The 18206-nt window shown below is 35.4% G+C and carries 19 protein-coding genes; 10 read left to right on the top strand and 9 right to left on the bottom strand.

The features are described from left to right. The first annotated feature begins 11 nt into the window (after positions 1-11). From IP358_RS04025 to folE, 4 genes are read left to right on the top strand one after another with little or no spacing between them, the layout of a single operon-like run. Positions 12-524, top strand: coding sequence for an FKBP-type peptidyl-prolyl cis-trans isomerase (locus IP358_RS04025; RefSeq protein WP_006803122.1), 513 nt, complete (start codon positions 12-14; stop codon positions 522-524). Positions 525-539: 15 nt separating this feature from the next. Further along, on the top strand, positions 540-1661 hold the full coding sequence (truD, locus tag IP358_RS04030; RefSeq protein ID WP_006803121.1) for a tRNA pseudouridine(13) synthase TruD: 1122 nt from the start codon (positions 540-542) through the stop codon (positions 1659-1661). Between the two features lies 1 nt (position 1662). Beyond that, positions 1663-2586: a zinc metalloprotease HtpX gene (htpX, locus tag IP358_RS04035; protein WP_006803120.1), complete on the top strand. Its 924-nt coding sequence runs from the start codon at positions 1663-1665 to the stop codon at positions 2584-2586. Between the two features lie 11 nt (positions 2587-2597). After that, the gene (folE, locus tag IP358_RS04040; protein ID WP_006803119.1) at positions 2598-3176 is read left to right on the top strand and encodes a GTP cyclohydrolase I FolE; all 579 of its coding nucleotides are present in this window, start codon (positions 2598-2600) and stop codon (positions 3174-3176) included. On the opposite strand, the gene nth is transcribed toward folE, so the two are convergent. Together nth and IP358_RS04050 are read right to left on the bottom strand one after the other, a co-directional pair. Next, positions 3173-3829: an endonuclease III gene (nth, locus tag IP358_RS04045; protein WP_006803118.1), complete on the bottom strand. Its 657-nt coding sequence runs from the start codon at positions 3827-3829 to the stop codon at positions 3173-3175. The two genes, folE and nth, sit on opposite strands and share 4 nt — an antisense overlap. Positions 3830-3839: 10 nt before the next feature. After that, positions 3840-6425 (bottom strand): YhdP family protein, encoded by a 2586-nt coding sequence (locus IP358_RS04050; protein WP_006803116.1) that lies wholly within the window; start codon positions 6423-6425, stop codon positions 3840-3842. Between IP358_RS04050 and mltG the strand changes: the two genes are divergently transcribed. The 6 genes from mltG (at position 6406) to IP358_RS04080 (ending at position 11336) form a co-directional block, all read left to right on the top strand. Next, the gene (gene mltG / locus IP358_RS04055; protein WP_101312928.1) at positions 6406-7305 is read left to right on the top strand and encodes an endolytic transglycosylase MltG; all 900 of its coding nucleotides are present in this window, start codon (positions 6406-6408) and stop codon (positions 7303-7305) included. The genes IP358_RS04050 and mltG overlap by 20 nt on opposite strands. Positions 7306-7461: 156 nt before the next feature. Beyond that, the gene (locus IP358_RS04060) at positions 7462-8403 is read left to right on the top strand and encodes a malate dehydrogenase (RefSeq protein ID WP_006803114.1); all 942 of its coding nucleotides are present in this window, start codon (positions 7462-7464) and stop codon (positions 8401-8403) included. A 97-nt stretch (positions 8404-8500) separates the two neighbouring features. After that, complete coding sequence (locus IP358_RS04065) at positions 8501-8812, top strand: 4Fe-4S binding protein (protein WP_006803113.1); 312 nt, start codon at positions 8501-8503, stop codon at positions 8810-8812. A 10-nt stretch (positions 8813-8822) separates the two neighbouring features. Next, on the top strand, positions 8823-9950 hold the full coding sequence (locus IP358_RS04070; RefSeq protein ID WP_006803112.1) for a 2-oxoglutarate synthase subunit alpha: 1128 nt from the start codon (positions 8823-8825) through the stop codon (positions 9948-9950). A 1-nt stretch (position 9951) separates the two neighbouring features. Then, positions 9952-10785, top strand: a complete 834-nt coding sequence (locus IP358_RS04075) for a 2-oxoglutarate ferredoxin oxidoreductase subunit beta (RefSeq protein ID WP_006803111.1) — start codon at positions 9952-9954, stop codon at positions 10783-10785. After that, positions 10782-11336, top strand: a complete 555-nt coding sequence (locus tag IP358_RS04080) for a 2-oxoacid:acceptor oxidoreductase family protein (protein ID WP_006803110.1) — start codon at positions 10782-10784, stop codon at positions 11334-11336. The genes IP358_RS04075 and IP358_RS04080 overlap by 4 nt, the downstream gene beginning before the upstream one ends. Positions 11337-11392: 56 nt before the next feature. Here IP358_RS04080 and IP358_RS04085 read toward each other — a convergent pair whose 3' ends face one another. The 7 genes from IP358_RS04085 to hypD are packed head-to-tail and all read right to left on the bottom strand — an operon-like array spanning position 11393 to position 18203. Then, the gene (locus tag IP358_RS04085) at positions 11393-11992 is read right to left on the bottom strand and encodes a hypothetical protein (protein WP_148401144.1); all 600 of its coding nucleotides are present in this window, start codon (positions 11990-11992) and stop codon (positions 11393-11395) included. Beyond that, entirely contained in the window at positions 11940-12248 is a 309-nt protein-coding gene (locus IP358_RS04090) for an AtpZ/AtpI family protein (RefSeq protein ID WP_006803108.1), read from the bottom strand. Before IP358_RS04090 ends, IP358_RS04085 begins: the two co-directional genes overlap by 53 nt. Before the next feature lie 2 nt (positions 12249-12250). Beyond that, on the bottom strand, positions 12251-13564 hold the full coding sequence (gene hemL, locus IP358_RS04095; RefSeq protein WP_006803107.1) for a glutamate-1-semialdehyde 2,1-aminomutase: 1314 nt from the start codon (positions 13562-13564) through the stop codon (positions 12251-12253). Between the two features lie 9 nt (positions 13565-13573). Continuing rightward, entirely contained in the window at positions 13574-14743 is a 1170-nt protein-coding gene (locus tag IP358_RS04100; protein ID WP_040498812.1) for a glutathionylspermidine synthase family protein, read from the bottom strand. 1 nt (position 14744) lies between these two features. After that, positions 14745-15368 carry a UPF0323 family lipoprotein gene (locus tag IP358_RS04105; protein WP_006803105.1) on the bottom strand — a complete coding sequence of 208 codons (624 nt, stop codon included), beginning with the start codon at positions 15366-15368 and terminating at the stop codon, positions 14745-14747. 34 nt (positions 15369-15402) lie between these two features. After that, positions 15403-17082, bottom strand: coding sequence for an AAA domain-containing protein (locus IP358_RS04110; RefSeq protein ID WP_006803104.1), 1680 nt, complete (start codon positions 17080-17082; stop codon positions 15403-15405). After that, positions 17082-18203: a hydrogenase formation protein HypD gene (gene hypD / locus IP358_RS04115; RefSeq protein ID WP_006803103.1), complete on the bottom strand. Its 1122-nt coding sequence runs from the start codon at positions 18201-18203 to the stop codon at positions 17082-17084. The genes IP358_RS04110 and hypD overlap by 1 nt, the downstream gene beginning before the upstream one ends. Between the last annotated feature and the right edge of the window lie 3 nt (positions 18204-18206).

Consider the following 18206-nt stretch of genomic DNA (forward strand, 5'->3'; position numbering starts at 1 on the left):
AGGAGAAAATAATGATTGATAAAAATCAAGTTGTAAGTATTGAGTATTCCGTAAAAGAAGAAGGCGCAAATGATGTTTTGGATTCTAATATTGGTGGAAAACCATTAGAGTTTATTATGGGAGCTGGTGAGATTATTAAGGGCTTAGAGGAAGCGGTTGCAGAAATGAAAGTGGGCGATAAAAAGGAAGTAATTATTGCTCCGATTAATGCTTATGGGGAGTATCAATCTGATTATGTGCAAGAAGTTCCTCGCGATCAGTTTGTAGGGATTGATTTACAGCAAGGAATGACACTTTTTGGTCAAGGAGAAAATGGAGAAACTGTGCAAGTAATTGTCAAAGATTTTAATGATGAGATGGTTATTGTTGATTACAATCATCCATTAGCTGGTAAGACTTTGAATTTTTCTGTAACAATTTTAGCAACGCGTGAAGCAACAGAAAAAGAATTGAGCTGTGGATTACATTATCAAGAGCATAATCATGGTGGTGGTTGTTGTGGTGGTGGATGTGGTTGCCATTAAAACTTGCTTAATGTAATGAATCTATCTTTTGCCTACACGCATTCCCCGATAGAATTTTATTTTAGACAAAGTCCGCGTGATTTTGTTGTTGAAGAGGTGCCACTCTATCCCTTCAATGGTGATGGAATGCATCTTGTTTTGAAAATCCGCAAGAAAAATCTCACAACTTTTGAGCTTTTAAAGATTCTGTCCAATCATCTAGGAATTAAAGAAAAAGATATTGGCTATGCAGGGTTGAAAGATAAAAATGCTCTTACAATCCAGCATATAAGTTTGCCTTATTTTATAAAAGATAAACTAGAGAATTTTATACACCCTGATATTAAAATTTTAGATTCTAATTTGCATCATAATAAAATCAAAATTGGGCATTTAAAGGGTAATAAGTTTTTTCTTCGTGTTAAAAAACTTAGCCCATTAAACGCCCAAAAAATCGTGCAAGCTGTGGAATCTATTAAAAAGTTTGGAGTCCCAAATTATTTTAGTTATCAACGCTTTGGAGCAGATGGTAGAAATTATTTACAAGGACGAGAGATTGTAGAGAAAAAGCGCCGTTTGCGTGATAGAAAAATGCATAATTTTTTAATCAGCGCATATCAAAGTTATTTGTTTAATTTGTGGCTCTCTATGCGCATAGATATTTCGCATATTATTGCTTCATACGATATAAAAGAGATTTCAAAAGCATTAGAGCTGTATTTACAGACAAATGATATTCCAGCTTGTTTTAAGGAAAGTATGTTTTGTAATAAGATTAAATCACAAAAGCACCCTTTTAAATTGCTTGAAGGTGATATGTTATGCCATTATCCTTATGGAAAGCATTTTTTTTTAGAGAGTATGGAAAAAGAATCTTTGCGCTTTTTACAAAAAGATATTGCTCCAACAGGATTGTTAAGTGGAAAAAAGGCAATGTTTGCTTTAGGTTGTGCGGAGTTTTTTGAAAAGAAATTTTTGGATTCCAACATTTTAAGCATTGGGCAACGTCGCTATGCTTGGGTTTTTCCGCAAGATTTAGAGTTTTTTTATAAAGAACAAGAAGCGCAAGGTGAGTTTAGTTTTTTCTTGCCAAAAGGAGCGTATGCGACAAATTTATTGCGCGAGATAGCCCATAGAGAGATAAAAGAAGAGGAATAGAATGTTTGATAGAATTATTAAAGAAAATCAGTTTAAAACAAATTGTGTGATTGCACTATATGTGCTGATTTTTACGCTAATTGGATTGCTTGTAGACATTGTTAGGATTAATGCTAATACACTTGGAGGTGGATTTTATTCACTTTTAACTTTACAAGAATTTCCGCTAGTTACTCTAACCTTGTTTGGAATCGCTTTTGTGATTGTGCTATTTACTATTAGTAATTTTAAGCAAATTTTACTTAGCGGAAGTGAGTATAAGGAGGTTTTAGCAGGCTCTGAAGCAAGTGCTCAAGAGAAAAATTTAACAAAAATGCTTGATGAGTTAGTAGCGGTTGTAAATCTGCCCTTTCGTCCAAAACTTTACATAATGGATGCGCCTTATATGAATGCGTTTGCTAGTGGCTGGAATGCGGATAATTCCTTGATTGCACTAACTACTACTTTAATACGGAATTTAAATTATAATGAGCAAAAGGCAGTGATGGCACACGAATTAAGCCATATTCGACACGGAGATATTCGCTTAACTTTAATGGTGGGCGTACTAAGTAATATTATGCTTTTAGTGGTAAATTATGGTGTCTATATATTTTTAGGAAACTCTAAAGAGAAGGGTGCAAATGCAGCTAGAATGATTTTGCTTATCTTGCAATTTGTTTTACCGCTTTTAACGCTAGTGTTGCAAATGTTTTTAAGTCGCTCAAGAGAGTATATGGCAGATTCTGGGGCAGCGTATTTGATGGGAAATAGCGCACCTATGATTCAAGCTTTGCAAAAGATTAGTGGAAATTATGCACAATCAGATTTTTCACAAAGCGATAGGAATCCTACGCGTCAAGCCTTGTATATCTTTTCAGCTGGTGAGTTATTTAGCACACATCCTAGCATTGAAAATCGCATTCAAGCATTACTTCATCAATAAGGAATCCGAAAATGCCAAAAAATATAAAAGAAAACACAGGTGAATCCACTCAAGAGTTAATCCGAACCATTTTTGATTGTATTGGAGAAGATCGCAATAGGGAGGGATTACTAGATACTCCAAAGCGTGTGGTAAAAAGCTGGGAACATCTTTATAGCGGATACAAAAGCGATCCTAAAGAGATTTTAGGCAGGGTTTTTACAGAAGGTGCTTGTGATGAAATGGTTGTGCTAAAAGATATTGAGTTTTATTCTGTGTGTGAGCATCATATGTTACCATTTTTTGGAAAGGTTTCTATTGGTTATATTCCTGATTCTAAGGTGGTTGGAATTTCAAAATTAGCACGCCTTGTAGAGGTGTATTCTAGGCGTTTGCAAATTCAAGAGAAAATGACAGCGCAGATTGCAGATACTCTAATGGAAGTGTTACAGCCAAAAGGCGTGATGGTGGTAGCTGAAGCAAAGCATATGTGTATGGTAATGCGTGGCGTGGAGAAGCAAAATAGTCAAATGTTAACAAGTGCAATTCGTGGGCTTTTTAAAAGCGATCATCGCACAAGAGAAGAGTTTATGGGATTAATTCGCAGTTAATTGCAACGATAGCTTGTTTTGCTTTTGCAAAGATGGTTTAAAAAGCATTCTTGGCATTGTGGATTAATGGCTTTGCAAGTATAACGCCCAAAAAGTACCATTGCTTGATGAAGAGTGGCAAGATTATCTTTGAAAATTTTTGTAAGATCTGCTTCTGTGGCGAGTGGCGTTGTGGCAAAGCTTAAACCCAAGCGATGGGAAACCCTAAAAACATGAGTATCTACAGCGATGAAATTTGCTTCTTTAGATTCTATTAACACGACATTTGCGGTTTTTTGCCCAACTCCGGGCAATGTTTTTAATATCTCTCTATCAAGTGGAATTTCTCCATTATATTTTTCATAAACTTCTTTTGCCATTGCTTTGAGATTTTTTGCTTTATTGTTGAAAAAACTGCAAGTTTTAATGCACTCTTTAATGGAATCTAAATCTGCTAGGCTTAGTGCTTGTGGCGTGGGGAATTTTTTAAAAAGTGCAGGCGTAATGAGATTTACGCGTTTATCGGTGCATTGGGCTGAAAGCATTACAGCAATTAAAAGTTCAAAATCATTAGAAAATACGAGTTCTGTTCTAGCGCCTTTAAAATGTTCTAAAAAAAGTGCTTTTATCTCTTGTATTTCCTTTTTTGTGGCTTTTTTGATTTTCTTTGTCATATGAAATTCCTTAATTAAAAACTTCAAAAGGTGAAGTGATTACGCGCTTTAGTATATTAAAAGGGGAGAGTAGAATATCTTGAGCAGTTTGAGTGTGGATTTGTGGCTTTTCAAGAGTTCCGTTAATTTTAAAGTTAGTAGAGATTGTGCCATTTTTGCCAAGCACAATATAATTAACAAGCGGAATTTTATTGATAATTCCACTTAATGCCTTAGCGGTAATTAACTCGGCATTAAAATCAATATTTTTGGATTCTAATTGTATGATTCCTTGTCCATTAATATCAATAGAAGAGCCTTTAAAATGGAGTTTGTCAATAGCTAAGAATTTATCATTTAAGCCAAAAAGAATGCTACCATTTTCTAAATAATAGCCATCATTGTTAAAGCCCGGAAGTTTTAAGCTAAGTAAAGAAGGAATTGTATCAATAAAAGCCATAAGATTTTGCAGGACATTTAGCTCTTTAACAGAAGTGTTAAGCAACTTCATTTCGCCCATAATCACTCCTTTTTCATTTGTATTTGCGTTAAGAAAAAAGCGACCCTTATTAAAAATATGTTTGTTTGCAATGGTGTTTAAAAAAGTATCACCAAACTCTCTAGCATCAAGCGTGATAAAATTTTCATTTTTATAAAGATCGGCACTTCCATTTTTATGTTTAAGTGTGCCTTGAATTGTATTGTTATAGAGACTAAAATTGAAAGAATCACTTAAAATTGTGTAATCCTTAAAGATTAGATTTGTATTGTTTCCTTCTATCCGTGTTGGAATATCAGTATTTTTTGGGTTGGTGCTTGTGAGATTTTGGCTATTTAAATTGAGATTAATATCTTTAAAACTTATCCTTTTATTGCCTTGTGTGTCTGTGTAGATAAAAGAATCGCTTTTTAACTCAAAATTATTAGTGTTGTAGCGCAAGTCTAAATTAATCGTGGAGAGCGGCATATTGTCTTTTTTGCTTAAGAGAATGTTTTGTGAGCTATTAACAGAAATTTTTGCTTGGTATTCCAAAAAATCTTGCGTGTTTAGGTTTAATGTTCCATTGCTAACTTGATAGTCTTGCAAGATTTTAGAAAAAGGGATAAAGTGGCTTAGGCTTTCTATGTAAAAATTATAAGGTGCATTTAATTTAGCATTAAATGTAAGTGTTGGCAAACTTAAAGTAATGGCTTTTTCATCTTTAAAATCCACGCTAAAAGGCACAGAATGGTTAAAGATTTGCAAAACACTAGGATTAACTAAAGCCAGAGAGTGGATAAGTATGTCTCCGCTAATTTCTTTATCTTGTATGTTGATAATAAAATTAGAATCACTTTTTATAATATTTTGATAAGTTAGATTTTTGGATTCCACCTTTACAATGTGATTATCTAGTGCAATATTTAAATTGTCGGTTTCTAAAGGAATACCATTAAGCAGGATTGTAGAATTGCGTGCTTTAAAAATCCCTTTAGTTTGCAGAGTGTGATTAAGTAAATCTAAGTGAATAAAAAGATTTGTTGCAATGTTTGCCTTGGGTGCATTTAGAGGGAGTGTGATATTATAGGCATTTAAAACCTCGTGAATGTTGGAATCCAAAGGCGAAGTAGTATTGAGATTAACTTCTAGACTTGGGGCTTTGCTGGTAATATCCTTTAGTGTGATTGTTGTGCCATTTGCTAGATATTGTTTGTAGGTTGGATTTTCTGGGTAAAATTCTAGTGCATTATTTTGAAAGAGTAATTTTACGGATTTTGCGTGTGCGGCTTGAAGTTTGGGATGAAAAATTACTTCAGCATTTTTTGCTGTGGCTAGGACATATAGGGAATTAATGGAATCCTGTAAAATGTGATTACTTTTTAGTGGGATTGTAAGAGAAAAGTCATTGATTTGGACATTTTCAACGCTATAATTGTCAAAAATCCACGCTTCTACAAGTTTGTTTGAAATCTCCGGGATTAAAGATTTTAGAAATTTAATATCGCTAAAAACATTGCTAGAACCTTTGATATTAAGCGTTTTTAAATCACTAAAAACATTTAAATCTAAACGAACATAAGAATAATAATTTTCTTGATTTAAAAAATCCAAAGAGCCATCTAACATTACTTCTTGGCGTCTTAAGTCATACACGCCTTTTCCTTGATAATAGATTCCATAGGGCTTTAGATAAAAATCGTGGATTTGAATAAGGACTTTAGAAGCATCTTCAGTGAGATTAAGTTTTGCATAAAACTCTGGGAGATTGAGTGTGAAATTATCTCCATCGTAAAATAAATTTGCTTGATAATCTTTAATAAAAATATTTTTTATATCAATTTTTTGAAAATATTGAAGGATAAAATGCAAATTTTTTGCGATGGTAACTTGTGTGGAGATTGAAAAATCTTTATGGGAATCATCGGAATTAAATTGTTTTAAATGTAAAGATTGAATTTCTAAAATGAGTTTTTTATCTAATCTTAGATAGAATCCTTCAATTTGTGAGCCAGCTAGATGAAATCGTTCTAGTTTAATTCCTGTATGCAAAAAGGTGTAAAGCGTGATAAATAAGCCTGTAAGAAATGTAAGAAACAAAATAAGTTTAAGTGTTTTAATGGATGGTATTTTAATCATTTTAATCATTTTATGCTTTTATTTGCAAACTTCAATGCAATCTAGTCGTGTTGTGTATGTGCCAAAAGGCGGAACAAATGCAATTATAGCATATTTACAAGCAAATAACTTTGATGTAACCACTGGTGATAAATATTTGGTGCGATTTTTTGGTTATCCACAAAGCGGTTGGCTAAATATTGAACAGGAGAGAATAAGTAAGGGGGACTTTCTTTATAAACTTGCAAACGCAAAGGCGGCGTTAGAAGATATTACGCTAATTCCTGGAGAAACTTTGTATTTTTTCATCAAAGAAGTTAGCGTAAAACTTGGATTAGATGAAAGAGAGTTGCAAATTGCCTATGATAAATACGCTCCAATGCCAGATGGAGTGATTTTAGCAAATACTTATAAAGTTCCAAAAGGTATTAGTGCTTCACATTTAATGTATTATCTTGTCAAGACCTCTTTGAATGAGCATAAAAAATTAGCGATTAAATTTTTAGGGGAATATGATGTAAAGCAATGGTTTAAATATGTAATTATTGCTTCAATTATCCAAAAAGAATCCGCAAACGAAGAAGAAATGCCTATTGTTTCTGCAGTAATTAGAAATCGTTTAGATAAGAAAATGCGCTTGCAGATGGATGGTTCTTTAAATTATGGAAAGTATTCACATACAAAAGTAACGCCTGCAATGATACGAAATGATACAACTAGTTACAATACTTACCGTAATGATGGAATTCCAGAAGCTCCTGTTGGAAGCGTTGGATTTAAGGCGATTCAAGCGGCAGTATTTCCGGCAAATGTAGATTATCTTTACTTTGTGCGCAATAAAAATGGCGTGCATTCTTTTAGTAAAACTTATAATGAACATGTTAATAATTTCTCAAAATAGTAAAAAAATTACCAAAAGCATTAAAAATAAGATTAATTTAAGAAAAAATACTTAACAATATCTCAAATTAAGTTAGAGAAAAAAGTTAAATAAAACTTTGCTTTTTGTTGCTTGATGGTTGGAATCCAAAATTATCAAAATTAAAGGAAAGATACAATGGAGAGAGTTAAAAAGGTTGGAATCATCGGTGCGGGCAATGTGGGTTCTACTTTAGCCTATATTCTTTCAGCAACAACTCCTTATGAAATCGTTTTGCAAGATAAAGATAAAAACAGAGCTAGAGGAATGCTGCTTGATATGTTTCAAGCTTCTTGTGTAGGTCCAAAATTTACAAAGCTTGGCGTGATTGCATCACCTAAAGACTTAAGCGATTGTGATGTGATTGTAATTGCTGCAGGCTCTCCAAGATTACCTGGAATGAGTAGAGATGATTTGCTCTTAGCAAATGCAAAAGTTATTAGTGAGATTGCAAAAGATATTAAAGAAAACTCTCCAGATGCTATTGTCGTGCTTGTAACAAATCCTTTAGACGCAATGGTTTATACCGCCTTAAAAGAAACAGGGTTTAATCCAAGACAAATTTTAGGAATGGCGGGGGTTTTAGATAGTGCTAGAATGGCAAGTTTTATTTATGAAAAACTTCAATGCGCTCCTGGGCAAATTATGTCCCCAGTAATGGGAGGGCACGGCGATGATATGGTGCCTTTGGCGCGTTTTTGTATGGTGAATGGCGTGCCTTTAGCAGAGCTTCTTAGTCAAAGTGAGATTGAAGAAGTGATAGAGCGCACAAGAAATGCAGGAGCAGAGATTGTGAATTGCCTAAAAAAAGGTTCGGCGTATTTTGCTCCAGCAAGAGCCACGGCGGAAATGGTTGTTGCAATTATGAGTGATAGCCATAAGATTTTGCCTTGTTCTGTTTTATTGCAGGGTGAGTATGGATATAGTGATGTTGTTAGTGGAGTTCCAGTAGAGCTTGGGATTAATGGAATTGAGCGCATTGTAGAGTTAAAACTTAATACCGATGAAAAAGTGCAGTTTGATAAATCTGTTCAATCTGTTAAAAGCTTGATTGACACATTAAAAAAAGATTATTTTTAAATCTATTTCAAGGAGGCGTAGTTTAAGAAAACTTTTAATGGTTGCAGGCAATTTTAGGTGAAATAGATTTAAGTTTAGAAAATTTAAGGAGTTTAAAATGGGATTATTAAAAGCCCCTGATAATACACCTGTTTGGGTGAATGAGAATCGCTGTAAAGCTTGTGATTTATGTGTATCCGTATGTCCTTCAGGGACATTGGCAATGCGTCTTGATGAAAATAGAGTCTTGGGAAAAATGGTAGAGATTATTCATCCTGAAAGTTGCATTGGTTGTCAAGATTGTGAGTTGCATTGTCCAGATTTTGCAATTTCAGTTGCAGATAGAAAAGAGTTTAAGTTTGCAAAGATTACTGATGAAGCAAAACAAAGAGCAGAAGCAATTAAAGCTAATCACTATATGGCAGTATAAGGAGTAATGTGTGAGTAGAGAATTAATTTCAAGTGGAAATGAGCTCGTTGCGCACGCTGCAATTGATGCTGGTTGTAAGTTTTTTGGTGGGTATCCTATTACACCTTCTAGTGAAGTTGCACATGAAATGAGCGTAATGTTGCCTCAAGAAAATGGATCATTTATTCAGATGGAGGATGAGATTGCTGGGATCTCTGTGGCTCTTGGTGCTTCAATGAGCGGTGTTAAATCTATGACAGCAACTTCTGGTCCGGGAATCTCTTTGAAATCTGAACAAATCGGACTTAGCTTTATGGCTGAAGTTCCTTTGGTTATTGTTAATGTTATGCGCGGTGGTCCATCAACAGGGCTTCCAACGCGTGTTGCGCAAGGAGATATTGCGCAAGCAGCAAATCCAACGCATGGAGATTATCAATCTATTGCATTGTGTCCTGGGAGTTTAGAAGAAGCTTATACAGAAACAGTGCGCGCCTTTAATTTGGCAGAAAAATTTATGACTCCTGTATTTTTACTCTTGGATGAAACGCTAGGGCATATGCACGGAAAAGCGATTGTTCCTGATCTTAGCGAAGTGCAAAAGTCCATTGTAAATCGACAAGAATTTACAGGGGATAAAAATTCTTATAAGCCTTATGATGTTGCAGAGGATGCGCCAGCTGTGTTAAATCCTTTCTTTAAAGGTTATCGCTATCATATTACAGGATTACACCACGGACCAACAGGATTCCCAACGGAAGATGCGGTGTTATCGCAAAAATTAATTGATAGATTATTTAATAAAATCTTAAGTAAGACAGATGAAATTGTAACCTATGAAGAATATAAGTTAGATGATGCAGATACTCTACTTATTGCTTATGGTTCAGCTTCAAGAAGTGCAAAAGAAGCGGTAGATAGATTAAGAGAAGAGGGTAAAAAAGTGGGATTGTTTAGACCAATTACGCTTTGGCCTTCTCCCAAAAAAGAGTTAGCAGCACTTGGAAAACGCTTTGATAAAATCTTGGTTGCTGAACTAAATAAGGGGCAGTATATTAAAGAAGTAGAACATAGTATGAAAAAAGATGTGGCACTTTTAGCAAAAGCAAATGGGCGTCCATTGTCCCCGATTGAAATTATCAATAAAATTAAGGAGTTATAAGATGGCATTTAATTACGATGAATATTTAAGAGTGGATAAAATGCCTACACTTTGGTGCTGGGGCTGTGGTGATGGTGTTATCTTAAAAGCAATTGTGCGTGCAATTGATAAACTTGGTTGGAATATGGACGATGTTTGTTTGGTGAGTGGGATTGGCTGTTCTGGGCGTGTAAGTTCTTATGTAAATTGTAACACAGTGCATACTACACACGGGCGAACACTGGCTTATGCAACAGGAATTAAGCTTGCAAATCCTACAAAAAAAGTGATTGTTGTAGGAGGGGATGGTGATGGTTTGGCTATTGGTGGAAATCATACAATTCACGCTTGTAGGAGAAATATTGATATTAATTATGTGTTGATTAATAACTTTATCTATGGGCTTACAAATTCACAAACTTCCCCAACAACACCAAAAGGAATGTGGACAGTAACTGCGCAATATGGCAATGTTGATCCAGAGTTTGATCCTTGTAATTTGGCAATTGCTGCTGGTTCAAGTTTTGTTGCGCGTGAGTCTGTGCTTGATCCTAAAAAACTTGAAAAAGTTTTAGTAGAAGGATTTTCGCACGAAGGTTTTGCATTTTTTGATATTTTTAGTAATTGCCATGTAAATTTAGGTAGAAAAAATAAAATGGGTGAGGCGATTGATACACTAAAATGGATTGATAGCAGAATCCTTTCTAAGAAAAAATTTGATGAATTAAGTGATGAAGAGAAAGTTGGGAAGTATCCAACAGGAATTTTGCACCACGATACAAATAAAATTGAATATTGCAAAGCATATAAGCAAGTGCAAGAAAAAGCACAAGCTAAAAAAGGAGGTGCAAAATGAGAAGACAGCTCCGTTTTACAGGTGTTGGAGGACAAGGTGTTTTGCTAGCAGGTGAAATCCTAGCAGAAGCGCAAATCCGTACAGGCGGTTATGGCGTGAAGGCGGCAACTTATACTTCACAAGTGCGTGGAGGACCAACAAAAGTAGATATTCTTTTGGATAATGATGAGATTTTATATCCTTATGCTAATGAGGGTGAAGTGGAGTTTATGCTCTCTACTGCACAGGTGAGCTATGATCAATTTAAAGATGGCTTGAAAGATAATGCAATTATTGTTGTAGAGCCAAATCTTGTAACTCCTAGTGAAGAGGATAAAAAACGCTTTAAAATTTATCCAATTCCAATTATTAGTATTGCCAAAAATGAAGTTGGAAATGTGGTTACACAATCTGTTGTAGCGCTTGCTGTAACGGTAACGCTTACAAAATGTGTAGATAGAGATTTAGTGTTTGAAACAATGATTAGCAAAGTGCCAGCAAAAGTGGTAGATCTAAACAAAAAAGCTTTTGAGCTTGGAGAGAAATACGCTAAGGAAGCATTAAATCAATAGATTCAAGTAGAAATCCTACGCACTTTTAGTGTGCTTAGGATTTAGTTTATTTAGCCTTATATTCCAAAAGTAATCCCTAGAATTAAAACAAGATTTGCAAAGACTAATCCGCTAAAGAAAGCTAGTGTATTAAAAATTTCGTGTTGGATTAAAATCAAAATTCCAATAATTAAGATTCCATAAGTTAAAAGGCGTAAAGGAAAAAAGAATATTTTAGCCCCTGTTTTTATATTGATTGCGCTAAAGTTGTCTAAAAATTTATGCTTTTTTAGTGGAATTTCTTGTGTATTTTGTGAGTTTTTTTCATTGAGTTCTATGGAATCTTTTAAAAAGTTAGAATCGCTTTTGGAATCATCTAAAAAAAACTCTTCTTGTTCTTCATCTTGTTTTTCTTGCTTGCTTTTATAGACTTCTACTAAGGTTTCTAGCTCTTCTTTAGAAGCACCATTTAGTAATTTTAAAATCTTTCTTTTTTGTGTGTAGAAAACACCTAAAGCAATTAGTAAAAAAGACAAAAATGCGAAAATGAAATTAAGCGTGAAAACATTGCCAAAAGCCAGCCAAACACAGCAAAGAATCACCAAAAAAAGAACGAAAAAAAACTTAGTCTTCATCATATTTGCAATGAGCGTATTTAGGATCGTTTGCCAAGGCATCTAATTCTTTTTTTTGCCGCTTATAAGCCTTATATACATTTAAAATTGCTGCACACACGCCCCAAGCAACGCCTAGCCAAAAGAGCCAGCGAACCCCCCCAAAAAGAGATTCAAGTCCATATCCAATTCCAATCCCAATAAGCACAGCAAGCACCATTGAGATTCCAAGAGTAGCGTTAGAATAGGCAAGTATAGCATCTTTGTATTTTGGCGTATCTTTTTGCGATTCAAAATTTGTGTTATTTTTGGATTTCATTTTTATACTCTGCTGATTTCTTGTAACACAATTTGAGCCTTTTGTAGCACTTCATCAATCATTTTAGAATCCATCGTGGCGCAAATAAAGCCAGATTCAAATTGCGAAGGGGCAAAATACACTCCAGAATTTAACATTCCTTGATGAAAAGCCGCATACATTTTAGTATCACTCTTTAGTGCGTCTTGGAAGTTTTTAACAGGATTTGCATTAAAAAAGAATCCAAACATACTGCCGCGCACGCAAGTTTGTAAAGGAATCTTAAAGGAAGCACAAAGTTCTTTTAAGCCATTTGTAAGTTGCAAGGCTAGAGATTCTAAATGTTTATAGACTTTAGGATTTGCGCGTAATTTTTGTAAAGCCACAAGCCCAGCTGCCATTGCTACGGGATTCCCACTAAGTGTGCCTGCTTGATATACCGCACCATTAGGGGAGAGTAAATCCATAATTTCAGCACTTCCGCCAAATGCTCCAACAGGCATTCCCCCGCCAATAACCTTGCCAAAAGTGGTTAAATCCCCACGCACCTTGTAAAACTCTTGCGAGCCGCTAAGTGAAGCTCTAAAGCCACTCATTACTTCATCTATAATTAAAAGGATTCCGTGTTTATCACAGAGACTTCTTAAACCTTCTAAAAACTCCACTTCACTTGGAACAAGCCCCATATTCCCAGCAATAGGCTCTAAAATCACACAGGCCACACCGCTACCTTGTTTTTCACTTAAAGCAATGCAGGATTCCACACTTGCTAAATCATTATAAGTCGCTACAAGTGTATGCTTTGTAAAATCGCTTGGAACACCAGGTGAGCTAGGGTTTCCAAAGGTTGCAAGTCCGCTTCCCGCAGAAACTAATAGTGCATCGCTATGCCCATGGTAGCAACCTTCAAATTTAATAATATCTTCTCTCTTTGTGTAAGCCCTAGCAAGCCTAATTGCGCTCATTGTAGCTTCTGTGCCACTTGAAACAAAGCGGATTTTTTCAATCCCTTCCATTATGCTAATCACTTCTTTAGCAAGAGCAGTTTCTAAAGGTGTTGGAGCACCAAAAGACAAGCCTTTTTTAGCAGTTTGCACAACAGCTTCTTCAATATCTTTATCACAATGCCCAAAAATCAAAGGTCCCCAGCTTTGCACGAAATCAATGTAAGTATTATTGTCTACATCAACTAAATATGCTCCCTTAGCGTGTGCAATAAAAAGGGGCGTGCCTCCTACGCTTTTAAACGCGCGCACAGGGGAATTTACGCCACCAGCAATCACTTGTTTTGCAGCATTAAAGTCATTAATACTATTTAAAAATTCTAAAGATTCCATTTTTAAGCCTTATTTAATTTTATGTGCGACAAATTTTGAGAGATTATCTAGGATTTCTCCGCCTTTACGGAATCCTAACGCACACGCTTCATATGCATAAAACACATTGGGTTGATAAAACACACCATTATTGCTATTTTGTAAGGCAAATTCTTGATAAATTTCTGGATAGTTTCCATAATCTCCGTTTTGAGTGTGGATAGGATTGCCTTGTGCATCAAGAATGCTCACACTCTCTCCCTCTCTACCAAAGGCGTGTTTTTTGACTTGTCTTTTACCTAAAGGTTGATAGGAAGTTTCAAGCAGTAAGGGGTGATTTGGGAATAAATCCCATAGAATTTTAAGCATTCTTTTACTTTGAAATAAAAGTGTGTAAGCAGGATTTAAAAAAATTGTGTTTTTGTTTGCAATCATTGCATTAATAAGTTGTGCAAGCTCTGGTTCATCAATAGCAATACTCTCCCAAGGAATGAGTTTAAACCAAAATTCATAAGTTTCCCCATTAAAGCTTAAGCCATTTTGTTCATCTAAATGCGCTTCGTGTGCGTAACAAAAGCCTGTATTAAAACCCGCTTCTTTGGCAATCACTTCTAAGAGTTTGGTGGTTCGTTCTTCTTCAATGCTTCCTTCAATACTAGAGAATAAAATTTTCCAACCTTCATAAATGTTTTGGAATTGTGAAATATCATCTCCTAGCGTAATCATTCTTTGAAAATTATCGCGAAGTGCTTCATAGAGATTATTAAATTGTAAGGACTCATTGAATCCATTTTTCTTAAGCAACGCCCATTGAATAATAGAGCTTTCATAAACCATTGTAGGCGTGTCTGCATTAAATTCTAAAAGCTTAATGGGTTTACCATCTAGTCCCCCCGCAAAATCAAATCTCCCATATAAATGCCAATGCACTTCCTCTTCCCAACTTTGTTTAATGGTATCTACAAGGTTAAAAGGAATCCCTAAATCAAAAAATAAATCCTTATCAATTACATATTGCCCCGCTTCTACATACATATCATAAAGTGTATTTGCCGCATCATAAAAGCTTTGGGCTTCTTGCTCGCTAATTTCTATGATTTCATTGCTAATATAGGAAGTTTCATCGCTATCTGTGTGCCAAGCAAGCCCTAGCTCTTCTAAATCTGTGTTGCTTAAAGGTTGTGCGTTTAAAATTTGCATTTTATCCCCCATAATTGCTTGTAGCACCGCTTGTGCTGCGGTTTTGTGTGCTTGTGTTATTAGGACTATAAAAACCACTTCTGCCTGCATTTGTTCCAGCGCTTGAGCGGTTAAAAGAGTTTTGAGAGCGTTCATAAGCTTGTGGAGTTTTATAAGTTGTGCGTTGTTGGTTTTGGAAATTTTGGTTGTTAAAAAGCTTGCTTCCAATCCAGCTTCCAAGAATTGCCCCAGCAGCACTTGCTAAAATCGTTTCACCTAGAGATAGCCCACCACCTGTTGGATTTGTAAGCTGTGAAGTGCCACTATCAATTTTTTTAGCCTCATCAGCGATGATTTTATCAATTTCAGCTTGGCTTAAAATCCTTTCACTTCCATCTTTTTCGCGCAAAATTACACGCGTTTGCGCACTTGGAACTTCATCTAGAATTTTATAACTTCCATCGGCTTGTTGTTCAATAGTAACTGTTGCACCATTTTTTGTAGCTTCTGTGATTCCGCTTTGTGTTTGATTTTGCTCACTTGAATTACAACCTGTGATGAGTAAAATCGCAACAAGCCCTAAGCCACTTTTGCTAAAAATTCCTGCAATTTTTGGATCTGAAATCTTTTTTAGATACTTTTGCATTCTATTCTCCTAAATGAAATTTATAAAATTATATCTAAAATTCATAATCTTTAGACAAATCATAAGGCTCACATAGTGCAATTAAATCACTTAAAAATTGTCCCTTTAAGCTTGACCAATAGCGTTTATCGCAGATGATAATAATGCCCTTTTTTGCGCGAGAGAGTGCGACATTTAGGGCAAAAAGTGCGCTTTGGTTTGTAGAATCATTTAAATGATAATGTAGCATTACAGGTGAAAAAATCACATAATCAAATTCCTGCCCTTGCGCTGAATGGATTGTTAGCACGCATTCTTTATGATAAAGGCTAGGCATTGTTTTTAAAATTAACTGCCTTTGATTGACAAAGGGAGTAAGAATTGCAAAGTCTAGAGTTTTATCTATAAAACTCTCCGCAAGCTTGCAGCATAAAGAAGCTTCTAAAGGATTTGTGCGCTCCATTTTGGATTCTAGCTTTTTAAGCCCAGCAAATTCTACAATATCAAGGCAATATAAGCGCGTGTGTGTGCCACGCCCTTGCAAGTTATTTTGATAAATATAAGAATCTAAAAGTTTTGCTAGATTATCTCCATAACGGTAAGTTTGACTAAGTGTAAAAAAATGCGTGATTTGCGGTATTTGCTTAGGATCTTTAGTATTAAATGCTTCTTGTGTTTTAAAAAAGGATTCCAAAAATAGAGCGGAAAAACTCCAAAATTTAGAGAGATTCCATTGCTGCTCTTTGGAATCCTTAGAGCTTAGAGCGTTGATGGGTTGAAGTTGTTTATGGTCGCCTAGCAAGGTTATAGGCTTATTAAATGCGCATAAAGGTAGAATCTTAATTAAAGGTGTAAAGGCAGCTTCATCTACAAAAAAATGCTTAAAATCTAAAGCTTGCAAATCCGATCTATGCAAGAAAGTATCTAAGGTCATCGCAAGAATTTGGGCTTTGGATAGGGATTTTTTATGGAAGTTACTTGGTATGTTTTGCTCTTGAATAATGTGTTCGCAGTTTTGTGAAAAGCTCTCTTTGAAGCTTTGCGTTGGTGCTCCTAAGCGCAAGATTCCATTAGTGCTTAATCCGATACTCTCTAAGTTTATTAATAGAGTTTTTAAGCATTGTTCTAGTGCGTTGTTTGTCGGAGCTAGGATTGCAACTTTTAATCCTGCTTTTAAATAAAAGGACAGGGCGTGGAGTAGCACGACTTTTGTTTTACCACTTCCAGCAGGTCCCCAAATGTAGCAAAAAGGGCTTGAAAAGATTCCGTGCAATGCGTTTAATTGTTCAGCGTGTGGGGGAGCTTCTAAGTCTTTTAAAGATTCAATATTTGGAGTTAAGTTTGGCGCATTTATGGGGAGAGATAGGGGCAATTCTTGGCTATAAAAATCAATTACATTTTGCACTAAAAAGCGCAAATCAGAGATTAAAACTATGGAATCTTTTTTTAAAAATAAAGTCTCGCATAAATTAGATTCTACATTTAAATATAGTATTTTATTGCGTTCATCATAAGCGGAAATGTTAATCTCACTTTCTGTATTATTTAAAAGATATTCTCCTAAACTTGTGCGTAACAGCAAGGATTCTAGGCTTTTAAGTTTGGATTCTAATTGCAATATTAAACCAAAAATATCTCGCGCAATACTTCTAATTTTGATAATTTCATACCCTTTATCAAAGGCTATAAGATAGTGGAGATAGTTTTGCGCGCAATCAGTTAAAAAAGGATACATCAAGAAGCGCTAATTCCTTTGTATTTATAATACGCCGCACAAGCTCCCTCGCTGCTTACCATACAGCTACCAAGTGGATTTTGTGGGGTGCAAGCCTTGCAAAAAAGCTTACAATCATAAGGTTTTTTATTTCCCTTTAAAATCTCGCCGCACAGGCAGTTTTTATGATCATCTTTAGCAATTCCGCCCAAATAATCCTTAAAAACAACATTTGCATCGTATTTTGCAAACTCATCTCTTAAGCGCAAGGAAGAATATGGAATCTCTCCCAAACCACGCCAAAAAAAGTTGGAATCTAAAATGAAATATTTCTCTACAAGTTGCTGGGCTTTAAGATTTCCTTCTCTTGTAACGCTTCGTGCATATTGTGTTTCTACCTTTGGTATGCCTTCAAAGACTTGTCTAAGAATACTTAGCAAACTTTCTGCTACATCTAAAGGTTCAAATCCACATACAACAATGGGGATTTGATACTGCTCTAAAAGGGGTTCATAAATTTTAGAGCCAGTGATAACACTTACATGAGATGGAGCTAAAAGAGCGTTAATTTGGCAATTTTTTGCGCTTAAAATAGAATGTAGCGGAGGTGGAACTAAAATGTGATTACTATGGATTAAAACATTTTCTAGTTTTTGCTCAATAACGCGCTCTAGCAGTGCGGCACTCATTGGCGTTGTTGTCTCAAAGCCAATAGCAAAATACACCACGCGTTTATTGGGGTTCTCTTGTGCGATTTTTAGCACATCTAAAGGGGAATACACAAAACGCACATCAAGCCCGCTAGCACGAGCATTTTGTAAGCTTCCATAGCTTCCGGGAACTTTTATCATATCGCCTAGTGTAACTAAAATAATATCTTTAATTTTTGCAATTTTATAGGCATAATCAATTCGATTTTTGGGCATTACACACACAGGACAGCCCGGTCCGTGTATGAACTCAATATTTTTAGGAAGCAATGAGGGTAAGGCGTATTTCATAATAGTATGCGTGTGTCCGCCACATACTTCCATAATTTTTAAAGGTTTTTTTAGGGATTGACTAAGTTTGTTTATTGCGCTAAAGACACGCTCAATACTCTTGCTATTTCTATAAGTGCTAATGTATGGATTTTCTTGCATTTT

It is taken from the genome of Helicobacter winghamensis ATCC BAA-430, assembly GCF_028751035.1.
GTDB lineage: Bacteria > Campylobacterota > Campylobacteria > Campylobacterales > Helicobacteraceae > Helicobacter_D > Helicobacter_D winghamensis.

Excerpts from the sequence above, each read along its gene's own strand:
- truD (WP_006803121.1), top strand. The coding sequence starts at position 540 with ATGAATCTATCTTTTGCCTACACGCATTCCCCGATAGAATTTTATTTT.
- nth (WP_006803118.1), bottom strand. The coding sequence starts at position 3,829 with ATGACAAAGAAAATCAAAAAAGCCACAAAAAAGGAAATACAAGAGATA.
- hemL (WP_006803107.1), bottom strand. The coding sequence starts at position 13,564 with ATGGAATCTTTAGAATTTTTAAATAGTATTAATGACTTTAATGCTGCA.
- IP358_RS04065 (WP_006803113.1), top strand. The coding sequence starts at position 8,501 with ATGGGATTATTAAAAGCCCCTGATAATACACCTGTTTGGGTGAATGAG.
- mltG (WP_101312928.1), top strand. The coding sequence starts at position 6,406 with ATGGATGGTATTTTAATCATTTTAATCATTTTATGCTTTTATTTGCAA.
- IP358_RS04085 (WP_148401144.1), bottom strand. The coding sequence starts at position 11,992 with ATGCCTTGGCAAACGATCCTAAATACGCTCATTGCAAATATGATGAAG.
- IP358_RS04050 (WP_006803116.1), bottom strand. The coding sequence starts at position 6,425 with ATGATTAAAATACCATCCATTAAAACACTTAAACTTATTTTGTTTCTT.
- folE (WP_006803119.1), top strand. The coding sequence starts at position 2,598 with ATGCCAAAAAATATAAAAGAAAACACAGGTGAATCCACTCAAGAGTTA.
- IP358_RS04080 (WP_006803110.1), top strand. The coding sequence starts at position 10,782 with ATGAGAAGACAGCTCCGTTTTACAGGTGTTGGAGGACAAGGTGTTTTG.
- IP358_RS04090 (WP_006803108.1), bottom strand. The coding sequence starts at position 12,248 with ATGAAATCCAAAAATAACACAAATTTTGAATCGCAAAAAGATACGCCA.
- hypD (WP_006803103.1), bottom strand. The coding sequence starts at position 18,203 with ATGCAAGAAAATCCATACATTAGCACTTATAGAAATAGCAAGAGTATT.
- IP358_RS04025 (WP_006803122.1), top strand. The coding sequence starts at position 12 with ATGATTGATAAAAATCAAGTTGTAAGTATTGAGTATTCCGTAAAAGAA.
- htpX (WP_006803120.1), top strand. The coding sequence starts at position 1,663 with ATGTTTGATAGAATTATTAAAGAAAATCAGTTTAAAACAAATTGTGTG.
- IP358_RS04100 (WP_040498812.1), bottom strand. The coding sequence starts at position 14,743 with ATGCAAATTTTAAACGCACAACCTTTAAGCAACACAGATTTAGAAGAG.
- IP358_RS04075 (WP_006803111.1), top strand. The coding sequence starts at position 9,952 with ATGGCATTTAATTACGATGAATATTTAAGAGTGGATAAAATGCCTACA.
- IP358_RS04105 (WP_006803105.1), bottom strand. The coding sequence starts at position 15,368 with ATGCAAAAGTATCTAAAAAAGATTTCAGATCCAAAAATTGCAGGAATT.
- IP358_RS04060 (WP_006803114.1), top strand. The coding sequence starts at position 7,462 with ATGGAGAGAGTTAAAAAGGTTGGAATCATCGGTGCGGGCAATGTGGGT.
- IP358_RS04110 (WP_006803104.1), bottom strand. The coding sequence starts at position 17,082 with ATGTATCCTTTTTTAACTGATTGCGCGCAAAACTATCTCCACTATCTT.